We start from the raw sequence: 17,251 nt of genomic DNA, 5'->3' as shown, positions 1-17,251 counted from the left end.
CGCGCGGCGCCGCGCGTACAACTGCATGATCACGGGTGGGGGGATGGGCGGTGCTCGGCGATGCGGGCGAAGGCGGCCACGTCGACGACCTCGCCGCGGGCCGTGGGATCGACTCCGGCGGCACGCAGGGCCTGTTCGGCCGCGGCCGGCGACCCGGCCCAGCCGGCCAGCGCCGCCCGCAGTGTCTTGCGCCGCTGCGCGAACGCCGCGTCGACGGCGGCGAACACCTCCTTGCGAGAGGCCGAGGTCTGCGGGGGCTCCCGGCGGGTGAAGGCGACGAGGCCGGAGTCGACGTTCGGTACGGGCCAGAACACGGCCCGCCCCACGGGTCCGGCCCGGCGCGCCTCGGCGTACCAGGCCATCTTCACCGATGGCACGCCGTACACCTTGCCGCCCGGGGGCGCGACCAGCCGGTCGGCGACCTCGGCCTGCACCATGACGAGTCCGTGCCGCAGCGAGGGCATGGTGGCGAGCAGGTGCAGCACGACGGGCACCGCGACGTTGTACGGGAGGTTGGCGACCAGCGCGGTCGGCTCCGGTCCGGGCACCCCGTCGATCCGCAGCGCGTCGGCGTGCACGACCTCGAGCCGGTCGGCCAGTTCCGGGGCGCGGCTCTGGACCGTCTCGGGGAGCGCCCCGGCCAGTGCCCGGTCGATCTCGACGGCGACGACCCGCCGCACCTCCGGCAGCAGGGCCAGCGTCAGCGACCCGAGACCGGGCCCGACCTCCAGTACGACGTCCTCGGCACCGACGCCGGCGGCGCGCACGATGCGGCGTACGGTGTTGGCGTCGATGACGAAGTTCTGGCCGAGCGTCTTGGTCGGCCGGATGCCGAGCCGCCCGGCCATCTGCCGGATGTCCGCCGGGCCGAGCAGCGGCGTCTGTGTTTCACGCACCCCCTCAGTGTCTCAGCCGCCGGACCCGCCCTTTGCCGCAGAACCGGCCGCACGCCGTCCCGGCAAATCGAAATGCAACGGATGGGGCCGGCACCGCGTCCCTGGGTGGACAGAAGGGATGACGTGTGGATGACGCTGTGAGCTTCGAGGAGTTCGTGACCACGCGGGCGCAGTCGCTTCTTCGCTATGGCTATGTGCTGACCGGTGATCCGGACGATGCCGCCGATCTACTGCAGGAGGGCCTCGTGCGGCTCCGCTCGGCGTGGCCACGGGTCCTCAACAAGAGCGATCCGGAGGGCTACGTGCGCACAACGATGGCCCGGCTGCACGTCAGCATCTGGCGAAAACGGCGACGAGAACGGCTGATGGGCAGCCCGCCGGAGCGGGAGTACACCGACGGCGGCCTCGCCAGGGTAGAGGACCACGACCCGACCCTCTGGCGGGATCTGGCCGCGCTGCCCCGGCGGCAGCGCGCCGTGGTGGTGCTGCGCTACTACGAGTGCCTCACCGACGAGGAGATCGCCACCATTCTCGGCATCTCCCGCGGCACGGTGCGCAGCCAGGCCGCCCGCGCGCTCGACAAACTTCGGGTGGACCGGCAGCGGCCCGCCGTGACCGGGAGAAGCCGATGACAGACCAACTCGAGGAGACCCTCAAGACCACCCTGGGCACCGCGTCGCGACGGGCTCCGGAACCCTGGCCCGATCTGCTCCGCCAGGTCGAGCGGCGCCACCGTCGCCGGCGGGTGAATCGCGCCGGCACCGCACTCGTCACCGTCATCGCGCTCGTCGGCGGCGGGATCACGGCCGGGCAGGCCCTCTTTCAGAGCGGACCACCGGAACCGCAGAGGGTCGTGTCGCCCGCGGACGCCTCGCTGCCGACGCCCCCGCCCGAGCAGCCGGTGCCGGTGGGGTCGCTCTGGCCTCAGGCGGTGCGCTCGGTTCCGGACACGCTGCCGGGTGACGGCCGGAAGTACGTACCGAGGCTGCTGGTCGACGACCACACGTTGCTCGCCACGACCGGCAGCGGATCCGAGAAGGTCGACGAACTCTGGCTGTACGACGTCGAGAAGGCCAGGGCGAACCGGCTCGCGACCGTCCCGTCCGCAGGCGATGTCACGATCTCCGCCAGTGGCTTCACCTCCGGCGAGGGCCGGATCGCCTGGTGGCAGTCGGTCAAGACACAGAACGTCGAGGTCACGGAGATCTGGGCGGTGCCGCTCACCGGTGGGGAACCCCGCGTCGTCACCAGGGCGCCGACGGACCCACAGGCGGACACGCGCATCGAGAGCCTCACCATCACCGGCGGCAAGGTGGTGTGGTCGACGGGGTCCGGCGTCTACGAGGCACCGCTCGCCGGCGGGACCGCGCGCCTCCTGCCGGATACCGAGGGCCACCACATCGTGCGCTGGCCCTGGATCGGCACTCCCGGCATCGCGTCGACGAGGGTGCCGTTCAAGGTGCTCCGCAATGTCCGGACGGGTGAGCGACGCGACACGAAGCCGACCTCGGAGCTGTTGGCCTGCGGTGTCACCTGGTGCGCCGGATCCGATGGCGTTTCGGACATCGTTCAGCGCAGGGACGGCACGAAGGGTCACACGGTCCTCGGCGGCGGCTCCGACATGGGGACCAAGAATCTTCCGGGCCTGGACCGCTTCCTGTTCGCCGTGGTGCCCGCCCGGCTGCTCAACGGCCGTCAGCCCTTCCCGCCCGGCACCTACCTGTACGACCTCGAGACTCGCAAGATCGCGGATCTCGGCGTGACCCCGACGTCGAACCGCACGGGCCTGTCCGACCCCGGAGCGCGTCTCTACTCCTACGCCCAGGGCGAGGGCCGTTACGCGCTCATCGACCTGGCGAAGATCAAATGATGTGACGGCCGGCCATGGCGAATCCGTCGCGGACCCGCCATGGCACGGTCAGCTGAACAGGTACTTGCCGCAGTGCGGCCACTGCCCCTGCCAGCGGCCCTGCACCCTGTTGTAGAGCTGCTGGGCCCGGTAGGTCTGCTCGGCGGGGCTGGCGTCGGAGGGCCTGCCGGTACCGCCGACCGACGCCCACGAGGTGAGGGAGAACTGGTAGAGCCCGTAGTAGCCCGCCGCGTTGATCGCCTTCGGATTGCCGTTCGACTCACAGTCGGCGAGGCCCTTCCAGTTGAGCCGCGCGGCGGCCCCGCCCGTCGGGGCGCCCTTGGTGCCCACCGCGACGATCTGCGCCACCGGCTTGCGCTTGATCCGCTGAGCGATGATGGCCTTGACCTTCTTGCCCTTTCGCGGGACGTAGGCGACGCGGACCACGCGGATGCCGGGACGGCCCTTGCGCAGGACCTTCTCGTCCCAGACGAACATCGTCTTGTTCTTCTTCTTGATCACGGGCGGCGGGATCGCGAGAGTACGGGTCACGGGCTTGGACAGCAGCCGGTACACCTTGATCTCCGCGGCGGGCGGCTGATCGAGGGGCGGGCGGACGATGTCGTAGGTGCCCACCTGGATGCCCAGCTCGCCGAGCACCTCGCGTACGGTGCCGGCCGTGGTCATCGCCTCCTTGCGGCGACGGTCGGCGTGGACGACGACCCGGATGGGTGTGCGCGCCTGCCGCGCGCTGTCGGCGACGGGCGCCGTCGCGGGGTCCTCGTCCTTGAGCACCATGAAGGCGGAGGTCGTCGCGACCAGCGCCGCCACGATTCCCACGACCACGATGATCATGAATTTGGGGGAACGACGCACCTGTCCTCATCTCTCGTCACACTAGGCGGCCCCCCGCTCACCAGGCACAGAACAGTACGGTCACGGGAGCACGGCCGCCACTCGTTCCGCGAAACGGCACGCGGCAGATGACACGAAGAACGTCATTTCCGACAAAGTACGAAGAACCGCCGCGAAATCAACACGGACCGGCGTGGAACGGGGGTGCCGGAGAGGCGCTCACCCGGTCACCAGGGGCCGAAGAGGCGCTCCCCGTTGGCGGCGATGGCGGCGCAGACCTCGGCGAGGTCGACGCCCTTGACCTCGGCCAGGCAGCCGACGGTCAGCGGGATGAGGTAGGAGGCGTTCGGCTTGCCGCGGTGCGGAATCGGCGTGAGGAACGGCGCGTCGGTCTCGACCAGCAGCAGGTCCAGCGGCGCCACCTTCGCGGCCTCGCGCAACGGTGCGGCGTTCTTGAACGTGACGTTGCCCGCGAAGCTCATCGCGTAACCGCGGTCGGCACAGACCCGGGCCATCGCGGCGTCGCCGGAGAAGCAGTGGAAGACCACCTTCTCGGGGGCGCCCTCCTCGGCCAGGATGCGGAGCACGTCGTCGTGGGCGTCGCGGTCGTGGATGACCAGTGCCTTGCCGGTCTGCTTGGCGATGTCGATGTGCGCGCGGAAGGACCGCTGCTGGTCCTTCGCCGGCGCCCAGTCACGGTAGTAGTCCAGGCCGGTCTCGCCGACCGCGACCACCTGCGGCAGCACGGCGAGTTCGGCGATGTCCTCGAGGACGTCGTCGCGGACGCCGGTGGTCTCGTTGGGGTGGATCGCCACGCCCGCGTAGACGTCCCCGTGCTCGCGGGCCACCCGGGTGGACCACCGCGACGACTTCAGGTCACAGCCGATCGTCATGACCCTGCGTACGCCCACGGCGTGGGCGGCCGCGAGTGCGCGCGGCACCGGCAGGTCGAGCAGGTCGAGGTGGCAGTGGCTGTCGAACACGTCGACGGGAAGCCGCTCGGGCAGCGGCGGGTAGGACGCGCCCTGGAACCCGTCGCTGCCGCGCGTACTGCTCATGGGTGGCTCCACTCGACCCTCGAGGTCGCGCTCGCCTCGGCTCATCCGGCCACCTCGGCTCGCGCACGAACCCGCTTCGGTGTCATCAACGAACCGTGGATCACGCCTGTTCCAGCCGGGCGAGTTCCTCATCGACGATCTTCGGGTCGAGCTTGGTGAACAGCGGGGTGGGCTTGCTGAGCGGCGTCCCCGGCTTGATGGGGCGGTGCTCCCAGCGGGCCTCGTCGTCGTACTGACCCGTGATCACCGGGTAGCTCACCCCGTCCTCGTCCACCTCCCGCAGTTCCGGCATGCCGGACCAGTCGCCCTGTCCGCCGAGCATCTCGTGCACCTTGCCCGAGGACTTGGGCAGGAACGGCGTGAGCAGCGTCTTGGCGTCGTCGACCACCTGGAGGGCGACGTGCAGGACCGACCCCTTGCGCGCGGGATCATCCTTGATCTTCCAGGGCTCCTGCTGCGAGAGGTAGGCGTTGGCGTCCCGTACGACGTCGAAGGCCTCGGTGACGGCGTTCTTGAACCGCGACCTGTTCAGCTCGGCGCCCACGGCGGCGAAGGCACCGCGGCTGCGCTCCAGCAGGGCGCGGTCGGCGTCACCGAGCTCGCCCGGCTCGGGGATCGTGCCGAACTCCTTGGCCGCCATCGTCACCGACCGGTTGACGAGGTTGCCCCACTGGGCGACGAGCTCGTTGTTGTTGCGCTCCAGGAAGTGCTGCCAGGTGAAGTCGGTGTCCTGGTTCTCGGGACCGGCCACCGCGATGTAGTAGCGCAGCGCGTCGACGTCATAGCGCTCCAGGAAGTCGCGCACGTAGATCACGACCTGCCGGGACGAGGAGAACTTCCGGCCCTCCATCGTGAGGAACTCCGAGGACACGACCTCGTTCGGCACATTGAGCCCGCCGAGCGAGCCCGGCTCACCGCCCCTGTCACCGAGGCCGTTGTAGCCCAGCAGCATCGCCGGCCAGATCTCGGAGTGGAAGACGATGTTGTCCTTGCCCATGAAGTAGTACGACAGCGCCTCGGGGTCCTGCCACCAGGCGCGCCAAGCGTCCGGGTCGCCGGACCTGCGCGCCCACTCGACCGAGGCGGAGAAGTAGCCGATGACCGCGTCGAACCACACGTACAGCCGCTTGTTGGGCTGGTCGCGCCAGCCGTCCAGCGGGATCGGCACGCCCCAGTCGAGGTCGCGGCTGATCGCGCGTGGCTGCAGGTCGTCGAGCAGGTTCAGCGAGAACTTCAGCACGTTGGGCCGCCACTCGCCCTGCTTCGACCGCAGGTAGGAGCCGAGCGCGTCGGTGAACGCGGGAAGGTCGAGCATGAAGTGCTCGGTCTCGACGAACTTCGGCGTCTCACCGTTGATCCGCGACCTGGGATTGATCAGGTCGATGGGGTCGAGCTGGTTGCCGCAGTTGTCGCACTGGTCGCCGCGCGCGCCGTCGTAGGAGCAGATCGGGCAGGTGCCCTCGATGTAGCGGTCCGGCAGCGTACGACCCGTGGACGGCGAGATCGCCCCCATGGTGGTCTGGGGGAAGATATAGCCGTTGTCGTAGAGACCCTTGAAGATCTCCTGCACCACCGCGTAGTGGTTGCGCGTGCTGGTGCGGGTGAACAGGTCGTACGACATGCCGAGCGCGTGGAGATCACCGGCGATCACCCGGTTGTAGCGGTCGGCGAGCTCGCGGGCGCTGACGCCCTCTTTGTCGGCCTGTACCTGGATCGGCGTGCCGTGCTCGTCGGTGCCGCTGACCATCAGGACCTGGTTGCCCGCCATCCGCTGGTAGCGGCTGAACATGTCGCAGGGCAGCGCGAAACCGGAGACGTGCCCGATGTGCCGGGGCCCGTTGGCGTACGGCCAGGCGGGTGCGGTCAGGATGTGTCGGCCAGACGAGGACATGGGACAAGCCTAGAGGGCTCATCGCGCTGACTCGTGCCAATATCGGCCCGGCGGCGGCGCCGGGCGAGATCGGCGACCGCGACGGCCGCCGCGACACACGGATCTTCAGCGCGCGGGAGATCTCGTCGTCGCCGAGCTCGAAGTAGAAGCGGAGTACCAGGACCTCGCGCTGCCGGCGGGCGACCCGGTGCAGCGCCGCCATCACCTCGCGCCGGTCCTCGCTCAGCATCACGGCGAGACGCACCAGGTCCGTCCGGTGCTCTCCGTACAGCTCCGCGAGCGTCGGGAGTGCAGCACACTCCCGATCCCGTCCGGCCGCGTGCTCACGCGGAGCCGCCGAGGGCACCGCGAACCGAGATATGACCTCACCGTCCACGCAATAGAGACGCGCGGAGGCGACCGTCTGCTGCTTCGGCGGCGGCGAAAACCTGGCGGATCGGTTCGGGCGGTCAGGTGATCACGCGTACGAGCACGAACAACTGCATGATCACGGGAGGGAGGGCACGCCGGAAGAGGTCAGGCCGCCCGCGTAGGCGGACGGCCTGGACTTCCTGTGATCTCGGACCTGCTCAGCTCGCGCGTTCGTCGACCTGTTCCGAGGCGACCTTGTGCGCGGCGGCGTCGACCACGTCGGCCGCCTCGTCGGCCGGGTCGCTCAGTGGCGGGTGCGACCGGCGGCGGATGTCGAGGATGCTGATGAACAGCGAAGCGAACACGACCTGGAAGCTCATGATCAGGCCGGTCGCCGACGGCACGACCAGCCGCAGGGAGTGCCGTGGATCGAGCTCGCCGAAGTTGTTCAGCTTCCAGTGCAGGAGCGAGGCGACCAGACCGACCAGACCGGCCACGGCGAGCAGGCCGCCGATGACCAGACCGCGCTCCAGGCTCCACCAATCGATGATCTTCTGTACCCGTTTGTCGTGCGGGAGGAAGCCCTCCTCCATCGCATAGACCTTGGTCAGCAGCGCGAAGATCACCGCTTGGAAACCGATGACGAGCATCGCGGACGCTCCGACGAGGGTGTCGACGTCGAAGGCGATGTCACCGACGCGCACCGGGCCGGCCGAGAGGGCGGCTCCGGCGACCAGCCCGAGCGTCATGAGCAGGAGGCCGGGGATGAGGAACAGCCAGCGCGGGCTGTAGAGCATGAGGAAGCGCAGGTGCCGCCAGCCGTCCCGCCACGTGCTCAGGTGCGGCGCCCTGGTGCGGCCGTCGGGCGACAGTGTGGTGGGCTGTTCGCGGATGTCGTATTTCGCGAGTGTGGCCTTCACCACCATTTCGCTGGCGAACTCCATGCCGCCGGTCTGCAGCCCCAGCCGCACGATCGACTCCTTGCGGAACGCGCGCAGCCCGCAGTGGAAGTCGCCTATCTTGCTGCGGAAGAACAGCCGCCCGACGAAGCTGAGCACCGGGTTGCCGAGATACCTGTGCAGGCCCGGCATGGCGCCCGGCGCGATTCCGCCCTTGAAGCGGTTGCCCATGACGAGGTCGGCGCCGTCGCGGAGGTCCTCGAGAAACGGCATGAGGGTCGCGAAGTCATAGGAGTCGTCGGCGTCGCCCATCGCCACATAGCGCCCCCGAGCAGCGCGAATGCCACCCATGAGGGCATTCCCGTACCCCTTCTCGGACACGGGAACCACCCGGGCGCCGGCGTCCCGGGCGAGCTGCTGGCTGCCGTCAGTACTGCCGTTATCGGCGATGACCACCTCGCCGTCGATGCCGTGCTCGTCGAAGAAGGCGATCGTCTTACGGACGCATATCTCGACGGTTTCGGCCTCATTCAGGCATGGCATCACAACGGAGAGTTCCACGCGGTCTCCTTCGTTCCCCCGGATCGTCGACTGCGGGGTTTCGACTAACCTCGTCATGTCCCGAGGCTGGCATGTAGGACTCGTACATGATGCCTGCCGCGGCGACGTGACGCGGGGCGCTCAGCGCAAGAGCCTCCCAATCGTGTTGCAAAGTTGCAACCTGAAGACTCACATTAGAGAGTCCACGGACGGCAGGGTGGGAATCAGCATACGGGCGACGCGGCCCAGAAGGATCGGGGTCGGGTCTTGACGAACATCGGTGAGCGTGGGGGAGGGGCCGCCGTGGCGGGGGCGACGTCTGACGAGACCGCGCTCGACGAGGCTGCCCCCGGGTCCCAGGTAAAAGAGGCGGAGATCACACCGCCGGCCGAGCCCGCCGAACCGAGCGGGCCCGCCGGGCCCGGACCGGCGAAACCCGATCCCGAGCGGCGGGTCCGGGGCATCGGTTTCTGGGCCCTCGTCGGCCGCCACCGGTCCTTCACCGCCGTGCTGACGATCGGCGTGCTCGTGCGCGTGACCGCGCTGCTCGGCTACCGGCCGGCGATGTGGTTCAACGACTCCTACGACTACCTGCACGCGGCGATGCGGCCCTACCCGCACCCCATCAGGCCGAACGGGTACTCGTTCCTGCTCATGGTCCTGCGGCCGTTCCACAGCTTCGCGCTGGTCGTGACGGTGCAGCACATCATGGGCGTGGCCATGGCGGTCATGATCTATGCCCTGCTCCGGCGGAGGTTCGGGCTGCCGGGATGGGGCGCCGCGCTCGCGACCGTTCCCGTGCTGCTCGACGCCTATCAGATCCAGCTCGAGCACGTGATCCTGTCCGACGTCCCCTTCACCTTCCTGGTCGTCTCAGCGATCACCCTGCTGCTGTGGCGGGCGCAGCCCTCGTGGCGGATCGGAGCGGCGGTCGGGCTCGTCCTGGGCCTGGCCACGCTGACCCGTTCGGTCGGCCTGCCGGTGCTCTTCGCGGTCGCCGTGTTCATGGTCGTACAGCGGATGCGCTGGCGGGTGATCGCGGCGATGCTCGCCGTGTGCTCCCTGCCGATGGTGGCGTACATGGGCTGGTTCCAGGCCGTGCACGGCAAGTTCGCCATGACCGAGAGCAGCGGGATCTTCCTGTACGCCCGGGTCTACAAGTTCGCGGACTGCGACAAGATCAAGCCTCCGGTGCACGAGATCCCGCTGTGCGTCGAACCCCAGCATCGGCTGCGGTTCTCCCAGGACGGCATCTGGAACCGCAAGTCGCCGCTGCTCCGCAACGAGCCGGAGCGCTTCTCCCCCACGCAGAACAAGCTGGCCGGCGACTTCTCCAAGCGCGCGATCATGTCGCAGCCCGATGACTACCTGAAGGTCATGGCCGGTGACTTCTTCCGGGTGTTCCGATGGGAGCGCACGGTGTTCCCGGACTGGGCCACCTACGAGCAGTACGAGTTCCGCGAGAAGCCCCCGCCGCTGCCCGACTGGCGGATGAGCCGGGGCGCGACGGCCGCGCAGGAGGCCGCGCAGTACGAGCAGGGACGCGCCCGACCGACGGTCGTCGAGCCGTTCGCCGGAGTGATGCGCACGTACCAGGACCACTTCTACCTCCGTGGCACGCTGCTCGGCGTGATCCTGCTGGCCGGGCTGGCCGGCCTGGCCGCGTCGTGGCGAAGGTTCGGCGGCCCCGCGCTGCTGCCATGGATCACCTCGGTGGGGCTGCTGCTCGCTCCCGCGGCCACCGCGGAGTTCGACTACCGCTACATCCTGCCGACGGTGCCGCTCGCGTGCCTCGCAGCGGGGATCGCCTTCACACCCCAGGCGCGTGCCCGGCTGGGCCGGATCACATGGCGCCGGCGCCGCCGTGACGAGGAGCAGGAGGGGCGGCCCGAGGCCGACCGGAAGACCGAGCCGGTCTCGGTCTGAGCCTGTCCGCCCGCTGCCCGCCGCGTGTCGCGTGTCGCGTGTCGCCCGCCGCGTGTCGCCTCGGTGCTCAGCGGCCCTCAGTAGGCGTGCAGGCGGCGCAGCAAGCGCAGCAATGCCAGGTTGTCGGCGCGCTGCGACGGTGGCGCCGGCTGCCGCGTGACCGAGGCCGCGGGGAACCTCTTGGCCGAGGCCGCAGGGAACGTCTTGATCGAGCAGGCGTGACACGCCGGGCACATCAGCCCCGTCCACGGTGACGTGCTGGACTGGCCGTCGTGGCGATAGCCGACCGCATCACCGCCGTGGCCGTCCGCCACGTGCCAGACCTCGAAGGTCTCTTCCCACTCATGCAGGCAGCACAGGCATTCGTAGCGCCAGACCTCGATTGCGATGACCGGTTCACGCATGGCCTTCATCCCCTTGCGTCCGGAGTTGGACCGCTCCATCCAATGTGAACCCGTGGAGACGGTCTGTCAGCCGGTCTGGGAGGACTTGTTCCTGTCCCTTCCGGTACCGGCCTTATCGCCTCGCGGCGACCACCGCGTCGTAGACGACCCGTTTGGGCAGGCCGTTCTCCTTGGCGACGTCGGAGATGGCCTGCTTGCGATGCTCACCCGAGGCCTCCCGGCCGGCCACCTCGGCGGCGAGCTGTGCCGGATCGGTCAGCGCCGGCCGCGCGGGCGCACCGCCCACCACGACGGTGATCTCCCCCCGGACGCCGTCGGCGGCCCAGGCGACCAGGTCGGCGAGCGGGCCGCGCCGTACCTCCTCGTACGTCTTGGTCAGCTCTCGGCAGACGGCGGCCCGCCGGTCGCCGCCGAAGGTCTCGGCCATCGCCTCAAGTGCCGCGGCCAGCCGGTGCGGCGCCTCGAAGAAGACCATGGTGCGCGGCTCGGTACGTAGCGATTCCAGCCGCGACGAGCGCTCACCGGCCTTGCGGGGCAGGAAGCCCTCGAAACAGAAGCGATCGGTGGGCAGCCCGGAGATCACCAAAGCGGTGGTGACCGCCGACGGACCGGGCAGGACGGTGACCGGCACCTCCTGCTCCACGGCCGCGGCCACCAGGCGGTAGCCGGGGTCGGAGACACCGGGCAGACCGGCGTCGGTGACCACGAGGACGTCCCGGCCGCCGAGCAGCTCATCCATCAGTTCCTGTGCCCTGGCCCGCTCGTTCACGTCGTAGTAGGACACGACCCTCGCGCGCACCTCGACCTCCAGATCGGCCGCGAGCCGGCGTAGCCTCCGGGTGTCCTCGGCGGCTATGACGTCGGCGGCGGCCAGGGCGCCACGGAACCGGTCCGACGCGTCCGCCGGGCGTCCGATCGGTGCGGCCGCGAGAATCAGCGTGCCAGTCTCGTTCCTCGTCACAGTGCAATTCTCGCCGGAATACGCACGCGGTGGCGAGTCGGCCGCTACCCGGGGGATTCCGGCCGAGTACCCGCTGCGCGCCCGTACGATGGCCGGATGGCGACGACGGAAATCGGGCCGGCGACCAAAACCCTCGAAAGGCGCCGCCCGCCATCGCTGCGGGAGTGGCTCGCCCCCGCCATCCCCGGTGATCCCATGCTCGCCTGGATCGGGCCGCTGATCGTCACCGTCTTCGCGGCCTTCCTGCGCTTCGACCGGCTGGCGATCCCGAACGCCGTCGTCTTCGACGAGACCTACTACGCCAAGGACGCCCTGGCGCTGCTCAAGTTCGGCTACGAGCACAAGACGGTCGAAGACGCCAACACGCTCCTCATCCAGGAGGGCGCCAAGGCGGCGGACAGCCGGATCTGGGCCGAGGGCGCCAGCTTCGTGGCCCACCCGCCGGCCGGCAAGTGGATGATCGCCATCGGCGAGTGGCTCTTCGGCGCCACACCGTTCGGCTGGCGGTTCATGGCGGCCCTGATGGGCTCGCTGTCGGTGCTGATCCTGTGCCGGGTCGCGCGCCGCATGACCGGGTCGACGCTGCTCGGCTGCGCCGCGGGCCTGCTGCTCGCCGTCGACGGCCTGCACCTGGTGACCAGCCGCACCGCGCTGCTCGACATCTTCCTGATGTTCTGGATCCTCGCCGGGTTCGGCTGTCTCGTCGCCGATCGCGACCACTCCCGCCGGGTGCTGGCGGCCAAGCTGCAGAGCGGGGACGACGGCGGCTTCGGGCCGTTCGTGTTCCACCGCTGGCGGATCCTGGCCGGTGTGTGCCTGGGCTTGGCGTGCGCGACGAAGTGGACCGGGATCTTCTACATCGCCGCGTTCGGGATCATGGTGCTGCTCTGGGACATGGGGGCGAGGCGCGCTGCCGGCGTCCGGCACGCCTACCGGGGCGCGTTCCTCTTCGACGCCGTACCGGCCTTCCTGTCGCTGGTCGGCATCGCGACGATCACCTATCTCGCCTCCTGGTGGGGATGGATCTTCAACGCCGGCGGGTGGGGACGCGGCAAGGTCGCGGGCAACGCCCTGTTCCGTCCGTTCGAGGCGATGCCCGACCTGTGGAGCTACCACAAAGCGGTCTGGAACTTCCACACGTCGTTGCAGGACAAGCATCCCTACCAGTCGTGGCCATGGGACTGGCCGATCCTGAGCCGGCCGGTCGCCTTCTTCTACACCGAGCCGGCGCAGGGGTGCGGCGCCGACAAATGCTCGCGCGAGATCCTCGGCATCGGCACGCCGGCCATCTGGTGGGCGGCACTCGGCGCCCTGGTGGTGCTCGGCTTCCTCTGGATCCACTGGCGCGACTGGCGGGCCGGCGCGATCGTGCTCGGGTACCTCACGGGCTGGCTGCCCTGGTTCTACTACGCGCTCGACAAGCGCACGATGTTCCTGTTCTACGCCACGCCGATGCTGCCGTTCATGGTGCTCGCCATCGTGATGTGCCTGGGGCTGCTCATCGGGCCGGCCCGCGAACCGGGCACACGCCGGGTCGTCGGCACGGCCGCCGCGGGTGCCTACATGCTGGTCGTGCTGGCCAATTTCCTCTACATGTATCCGGTGCTCACGGCCAAGTTCATTCCGTGGGAGTCGTGGCATGGCCACATGTGGTTCGACAGCTGGATCTGACCGGCTCGCCGGTCCCACGCCCACGTGAGGTCCTAGAGTGATGGCGTGGCGGATCCGCGTGAAGGATGGCGGAGCGACCGGCTGCGAGCGGCGGTCTACGACTTCGGGGTACGGACCTACCCCGTCAACGCCGTGGCGGCCCGGCTGCTGTGGGGTTATGACATCGCCCGGCTCTGGCGGACCATCGGTGAACTGAGCCGCGAACCCGACGACGCCACCGTCCTGGACCTGCCGTGCGGCGGCGGCATCGCGTTCCAGGCGCTCTCACGTGGACGCCGGCTGCGCTATGTGGCCGCGGATCTCTCCCCGCTCATGCTGGGACGGGCCCGCGCGGTCGCGCGGCGCCGCGCGCTCGACCAGGTCGGGTTCGTCCAGGCCGACGCCGGTGCGCTGCCGTTCCCTGACGGTTCGTTCGATGTGTGCGTCACCCTCAACGGGCTGCACTGCCTGCCCGACCCGGCCGGGGCCGTCGCCGAGTTCGCCCGGGTGCTGCGGCCCGGCGGCACTCTGCGGGGCACCGCGATCGTCACCGGCACCGGCGGTCGCCGGGACGCCGTCATCCGCGCCTTCCAGCGATGGGGCTATTTCGGCCCGGGCGGCAACGCCACGGATCTGCGGCGTTGGATGACGTCGGCCGGCCTCACCGGCTCCGAGGTGGACGTCGACGGAGCCATGGCCACCTTCACGGCTCGGCGACCCGGCTGACAACCCTCATCACTCTCGAACCGTCGACACCCTCGCGGGGCGGCTAAGGGCGGCGGGGGGCGGCCGTCGAGGCGCGGACGACGAGTTCGCCGGGAAGCGACACCGAGGCCGGCCGGCGGCCGTCGAGGAGTTCCAGCAGCGCGGCCATCCCCCGGGCACCGAGTTCCTCGGCCGGCAGCCGTACGGTGGTCAGCTCGGGCTCGACCGCCTTGGCGAGGAGCATGTCGTCGAAGCCGGTGACCGACACGTCGCCGGGCACGTCCAAGCCGAGCGCGCGCGCCGCCTTGCACGCGCCCGCCGCCACCAGGTCGTCGTCGCAGACCAGGGCGGTCGGCCGGTCCGGCCGGTCCAGCAGCCGGCCGGCCGCCTCGCGGGCCGCACCGATCTCGATCTCGGTGAACTCGCGTACGAGACCGGCGCCGGGCCGGCCGCGCACGGCCGCCGAGAGCACGCCGGCCCGCTCGCGGAACGTCCACGCGTCCACGGCGGCGGCCAGGTGGCCGATCCGCCGGTGCCCGAGGGCGGCCAGGTGCGCGGCGACGGCCCGCATACCCTCGGCCACGTCGAAGTTGACGGTGGGCGCCTCGCCCCGAGGGTCGCTGTCCAGCATCACCCGGGGCAGCGGGTCGAGTCCATCGAGGACGCCGACGGCCATCGATGACGCGAGGATTCCGTCGATCGCCTCGTGCGCCGCCGCGAAGGGGCTCCGCGCCGGTCCGGAGACGTCGGGCCACGGATACACCACCACGCCGAAGCCGTGCTCGGCGGCGGCGCGGGCGGCACCGGTGTAGATCGCCCCGAAGAACAGGCTGGACAGCGTGGGGACGACGAGCAGGACCGTCCTGGTCTGGCCGAGCCGCAGGCTGCGCGCGGCCAGGTTCGGCCGGTAGCCGAGCCGGTCCGCGGCCTGCCGTACGGCCTGTGCGGTGGCGTCGGAGATCCGCCCGGCGGCCTTGCCGGCCAGCACGATCGACACCGTGGACTGTGACACGCCGGCGGCATGTGCCACGTCCTTGCTGGTCGGTCGGCCGGTCTTCGGCACGGCATCACCCTCCATCTCGCCGGAAACAGACTAGAGCGCCGACACACTTTAGTGATACGTATGACGGCGGACGTAATACGTATGACTGGAGGCTTGATGCGGGGTTATGTCGAGTTCCTGCGGACGCCGTACGCCGCTCGGCTGCTCGGTGGCACCCTGCTCGGACGGTTGCCGACCGGCATGGGCGCGCTGGTCGTCGTCCTGTTCACCCGGGCCGAGGGCGGCGGATACTCGCTGGCCGGAGCGCTGGCCGCGATGCACGGCCTGGCCGCGGCGGCCGGGCAGCCCGTGCTCGGCCGCACCATGGACCGGCTCGGCCAGACCCGGGTCCTGCTCAGCGGCGCGCTGCTCGCCGCGACGGGGTTCACCCTGTTCGCCGTCGTGGGCATCCATCCGCTGCCAGTCGCGATCGGCGCCGTGGTGCTGGCCGGATTCGCGACGCCGCCGCTCGAGCCCGGGTTGCGGGCGCTGTGGCCGGACGTGCTGCCCGGCCCCGACCAGGTACAGGCGGCGTACGCCCTCGACGCCGCGGCCCAGGAGATCATCTTCACCACGGGCCCGCTGATCGTGGTCGCCGCGGCGGCCTTCTCGCCGGAGGCCGCCCTGGTGCTCACCGGGGCCCTCGGGATCGCCGGAACGCTCGTCGTCGCCTCGTCCCGGCCCTCGCGCGCCTGGCGCGGCCACCCGAGGGCGGCCGACTGGGCCGGGCCGCTGCGCTCCGCCGGGCTGCGGCTGCTGCTCCTCGCCCTCGCGGCGGTCGGCGTCGCCCTGGGCGTGCTGAGCGTGGCGGTGGTCGCCTACGCCGACCGTCTCGGCTCGGAGTCGGTGTCGGGCCTGCTGCTCGCCGTGAACGCGGGCGGCGCCCTGATCGGCGGCATCGTCTACGGCGCCCGGCCGAGGCCCGGCCCGGCGGACCGCCGGCTCCCGCTGTTGATGGCCGGGCTCGCCCTGGGCTACCTGCCACTTATGATCGCTCCGGCGCTGCCGCTGATGGTGGCCCTCACGTTCGTCAGCGGAATCTTCCTGGCCCCCGTACTGGCCTGCAGCTTCGGCATCGTGGACTATCTCGCGCCGCGCGGCACCGTCACCGAGGCGTTCGCGTGGATCGTCGCCGCCATGGGCGGCGGCGCGGCTCTCGGCGCGGCCGTCGCGGGGATCTCCGGGGATCTCGCCGGAGTGTCCGGCGCGTTCACCGCGGCGGGGATCGGCGGGGTGCTCGCCCTGGCCCTCTGCCTCCTGGGCCGCGGCCTCCTGCGGCCCGCGGAGCCGACCGTGACCGGGACCCAGACCTTTGCGGCATGACCGGGCGGCGTGCGGCCGGGCATTGCGCCACCATGACGGCGGTGTGTTCGGTGGCCTCCAGGGGGGCCATCGAACACACCCCTGACCGGCCTAGCCCTGCTTGGCCGCCTTCTTCGCGGCCTGCTTGAAGGCGCGGACCTTCTCCAGCGACTCGGGGCTCGTGATGTCGGCGATCGAACGGTGCGAGCCCTCCTCGCCATAGGCGCCGGCCGCCTCACGCCAGCCCTCGGGCGTCACACCGAACTGCTTGCCCAGCAGCGCGAGGAAGATCTGGGCCTTCTGCTTGCCGTAGCCCGGCAGGTCGTTCAGCCGCTTGAAGAGCTCCTTGCCGGTGCCGACCTCCCGCCATACCGCTGACGCGTCCCCGTCGTAATGCTCGACGAGGTATTGGCAGAGCTGCTGCACCCGCTTGGCCATCGAACCGGGATAGCGGTGCACGGCCGGCTTCTCGGACAGCAGTGCGGCGAACCGTTCCGGGTCGTAGGCGGCGATCTCGTGCGCGTCCAGGTCGTCACCGCCGAGACGCTGCGCGATCGTGTAAGGGCCGGTGAAAGCCCACTCCATCGGGATCTGCTGGTCGAGCAACATGCCGATCAACGCCGCGAGCGGGCTGCGGCCGAGCAGTTCGTCGGGCTCGGGCCGCTGCGTGAGCCGAAGTGAGACAACCATTGGCAGTCAGGGGTTCGGCGCCCGTCCATGGACCCCTGCCCCATCCCCCTTTCGTTGGTACGACCGATTCTCTCGTACGGTCATCGCGCGCACCGAGAGGGAGCCGACGTCGTCGGCACCGCCGCCGGCCACGCGAAGCCGGGCGGGCACCATCGATCTCACCCAGAAATTGCTGGAAGATGGCCTTACCGGAAGAATCTTCGCATTTCCCCCTACCGGCGGTCGGGTACGA

15 protein-coding genes are annotated in these 17,251 nt (G+C 70.2%); 6 read left to right on the top strand and 9 right to left on the bottom strand.

The window, feature by feature from the left end; genetic code table 11:
* Positions 1-29 precede the first annotated feature (29 nt).
* Complete coding sequence (gene rsmA / locus HKK74_RS30130; RefSeq protein WP_222722916.1) at positions 30-848, bottom strand: 16S rRNA (adenine(1518)-N(6)/adenine(1519)-N(6))-dimethyltransferase RsmA; 819 nt, start codon at positions 846-848, stop codon at positions 30-32.
* A 173-nt stretch (positions 849-1,021) separates the two neighbouring features.
* On the opposite strand from rsmA, the gene HKK74_RS30125 reads away from it, so the two are divergent.
* Positions 1,022-1,528 (top strand): SigE family RNA polymerase sigma factor, encoded by a 507-nt coding sequence (locus HKK74_RS30125; protein WP_187246765.1) that lies wholly within the window; start codon positions 1,022-1,024, stop codon positions 1,526-1,528.
* Entirely contained in the window at positions 1,525-2,766 is a 1,242-nt protein-coding gene (locus HKK74_RS30120) for a hypothetical protein (protein WP_187246764.1), read from the top strand. The genes HKK74_RS30125 and HKK74_RS30120 overlap by 4 nt, the downstream gene beginning before the upstream one ends.
* Before the next feature lie 48 nt (positions 2,767-2,814).
* Here HKK74_RS30120 and HKK74_RS30115 read toward each other — a convergent pair whose 3' ends face one another.
* The 4 genes from HKK74_RS30115 to HKK74_RS30100 form a co-directional block, all read right to left on the bottom strand.
* Positions 2,815-3,621 (bottom strand): resuscitation-promoting factor, encoded by an 807-nt coding sequence (locus HKK74_RS30115; RefSeq protein WP_312881931.1) that lies wholly within the window; start codon positions 3,619-3,621, stop codon positions 2,815-2,817.
* A 206-nt stretch (positions 3,622-3,827) separates the two neighbouring features.
* Positions 3,828-4,658 (bottom strand): TatD family hydrolase, encoded by an 831-nt coding sequence (locus tag HKK74_RS30110; protein ID WP_187246763.1) that lies wholly within the window; start codon positions 4,656-4,658, stop codon positions 3,828-3,830.
* A gap of 100 nt (positions 4,659-4,758) precedes the next feature.
* Entirely contained in the window at positions 4,759-6,549 is a 1,791-nt protein-coding gene (metG, locus tag HKK74_RS30105) for a methionine--tRNA ligase (protein WP_187246762.1), read from the bottom strand.
* A 569-nt stretch (positions 6,550-7,118) separates the two neighbouring features.
* Positions 7,119-8,360, bottom strand: coding sequence for a glycosyltransferase family 2 protein (locus tag HKK74_RS30100; protein ID WP_312881929.1), 1,242 nt, complete (start codon positions 8,358-8,360; stop codon positions 7,119-7,121).
* A gap of 282 nt (positions 8,361-8,642) precedes the next feature.
* Here HKK74_RS30100 and HKK74_RS30095 point away from each other — a divergent pair, with 282 nt between their 5' ends.
* Positions 8,643-10,265: an ArnT family glycosyltransferase gene (locus HKK74_RS30095; RefSeq protein WP_312881926.1), complete on the top strand. Its 1,623-nt coding sequence runs from the start codon at positions 8,643-8,645 to the stop codon at positions 10,263-10,265.
* Between the two features lie 77 nt (positions 10,266-10,342).
* Here HKK74_RS30095 and HKK74_RS30090 read toward each other — a convergent pair whose 3' ends face one another.
* Both HKK74_RS30090 and rsmI read right to left on the bottom strand, forming a co-directional pair.
* Complete coding sequence (locus HKK74_RS30090; protein WP_187246761.1) at positions 10,343-10,669, bottom strand: hypothetical protein; 327 nt, start codon at positions 10,667-10,669, stop codon at positions 10,343-10,345.
* A 112-nt stretch (positions 10,670-10,781) separates the two neighbouring features.
* Entirely contained in the window at positions 10,782-11,630 is an 849-nt protein-coding gene (gene rsmI / locus HKK74_RS30085; RefSeq protein WP_187246760.1) for a 16S rRNA (cytidine(1402)-2'-O)-methyltransferase, read from the bottom strand.
* A 96-nt stretch (positions 11,631-11,726) separates the two neighbouring features.
* Here rsmI and HKK74_RS30080 point away from each other — a divergent pair, with 96 nt between their 5' ends.
* A complete protein-coding gene (locus tag HKK74_RS30080) occupies positions 11,727-13,301 on the top strand; it encodes a dolichyl-phosphate-mannose--protein mannosyltransferase (protein WP_187246759.1) in 1,575 nt (524 codons plus the stop codon).
* Positions 13,302-13,346: 45 nt separating this feature from the next.
* Complete coding sequence (locus HKK74_RS30075; protein ID WP_187246758.1) at positions 13,347-14,006, top strand: class I SAM-dependent methyltransferase; 660 nt, start codon at positions 13,347-13,349, stop codon at positions 14,004-14,006.
* A 43-nt stretch (positions 14,007-14,049) separates the two neighbouring features.
* On the opposite strand, the gene HKK74_RS30070 is transcribed toward HKK74_RS30075, so the two are convergent.
* Complete coding sequence (locus HKK74_RS30070; RefSeq protein WP_312881925.1) at positions 14,050-15,048, bottom strand: LacI family DNA-binding transcriptional regulator; 999 nt, start codon at positions 15,046-15,048, stop codon at positions 14,050-14,052.
* Between the two features lie 96 nt (positions 15,049-15,144).
* Between HKK74_RS30070 and HKK74_RS30065 the strand changes: the two genes are divergently transcribed.
* Positions 15,145-16,350, top strand: a complete 1,206-nt coding sequence (locus HKK74_RS30065) for an MFS transporter (RefSeq protein WP_187246756.1) — start codon at positions 15,145-15,147, stop codon at positions 16,348-16,350.
* Between the two features lie 90 nt (positions 16,351-16,440).
* On the opposite strand, the gene HKK74_RS30060 is transcribed toward HKK74_RS30065, so the two are convergent.
* Positions 16,441-17,019, bottom strand: coding sequence for an HhH-GPD-type base excision DNA repair protein (locus HKK74_RS30060; RefSeq protein WP_187246755.1), 579 nt, complete (start codon positions 17,017-17,019; stop codon positions 16,441-16,443).
* Positions 17,020-17,251: the final 232 nt, after the last annotated feature.

This window comes from Actinomadura alba (genome assembly GCF_014323705.1).
Lineage (GTDB): Bacteria > Actinomycetota > Actinomycetes > Streptosporangiales > Streptosporangiaceae > Actinomadura_C > Actinomadura_C alba.
Note: the sequence above shows the minus strand (reverse complement) of the source record. Positions and strands in the feature narration are given on the sequence as shown.

Coding starts and splice junctions, on each gene's coding strand:
- rsmA (WP_222722916.1), bottom strand. CDS start 848: ATGGCCGGGCGGCTCGGCATCCGGCCGACCAAGACGCTCGGCCAGAAC.
- HKK74_RS30120 (WP_187246764.1), top strand. CDS start 1,525: ATGACAGACCAACTCGAGGAGACCCTCAAGACCACCCTGGGCACCGCG.
- HKK74_RS30110 (WP_187246763.1), bottom strand. CDS start 4,658: ATGAGCAGTACGCGCGGCAGCGACGGGTTCCAGGGCGCGTCCTACCCG.
- metG (WP_187246762.1), bottom strand. CDS start 6,549: ATGTCCTCGTCTGGCCGACACATCCTGACCGCACCCGCCTGGCCGTAC.
- HKK74_RS30090 (WP_187246761.1), bottom strand. CDS start 10,669: ATGCGTGAACCGGTCATCGCAATCGAGGTCTGGCGCTACGAATGCCTG.
- HKK74_RS30080 (WP_187246759.1), top strand. CDS start 11,727: ATGGCGACGACGGAAATCGGGCCGGCGACCAAAACCCTCGAAAGGCGC.
- HKK74_RS30065 (WP_187246756.1), top strand. CDS start 15,145: ATGCGGGGTTATGTCGAGTTCCTGCGGACGCCGTACGCCGCTCGGCTG.
- HKK74_RS30060 (WP_187246755.1), bottom strand. CDS start 17,019: ATGGTTGTCTCACTTCGGCTCACGCAGCGGCCCGAGCCCGACGAACTG.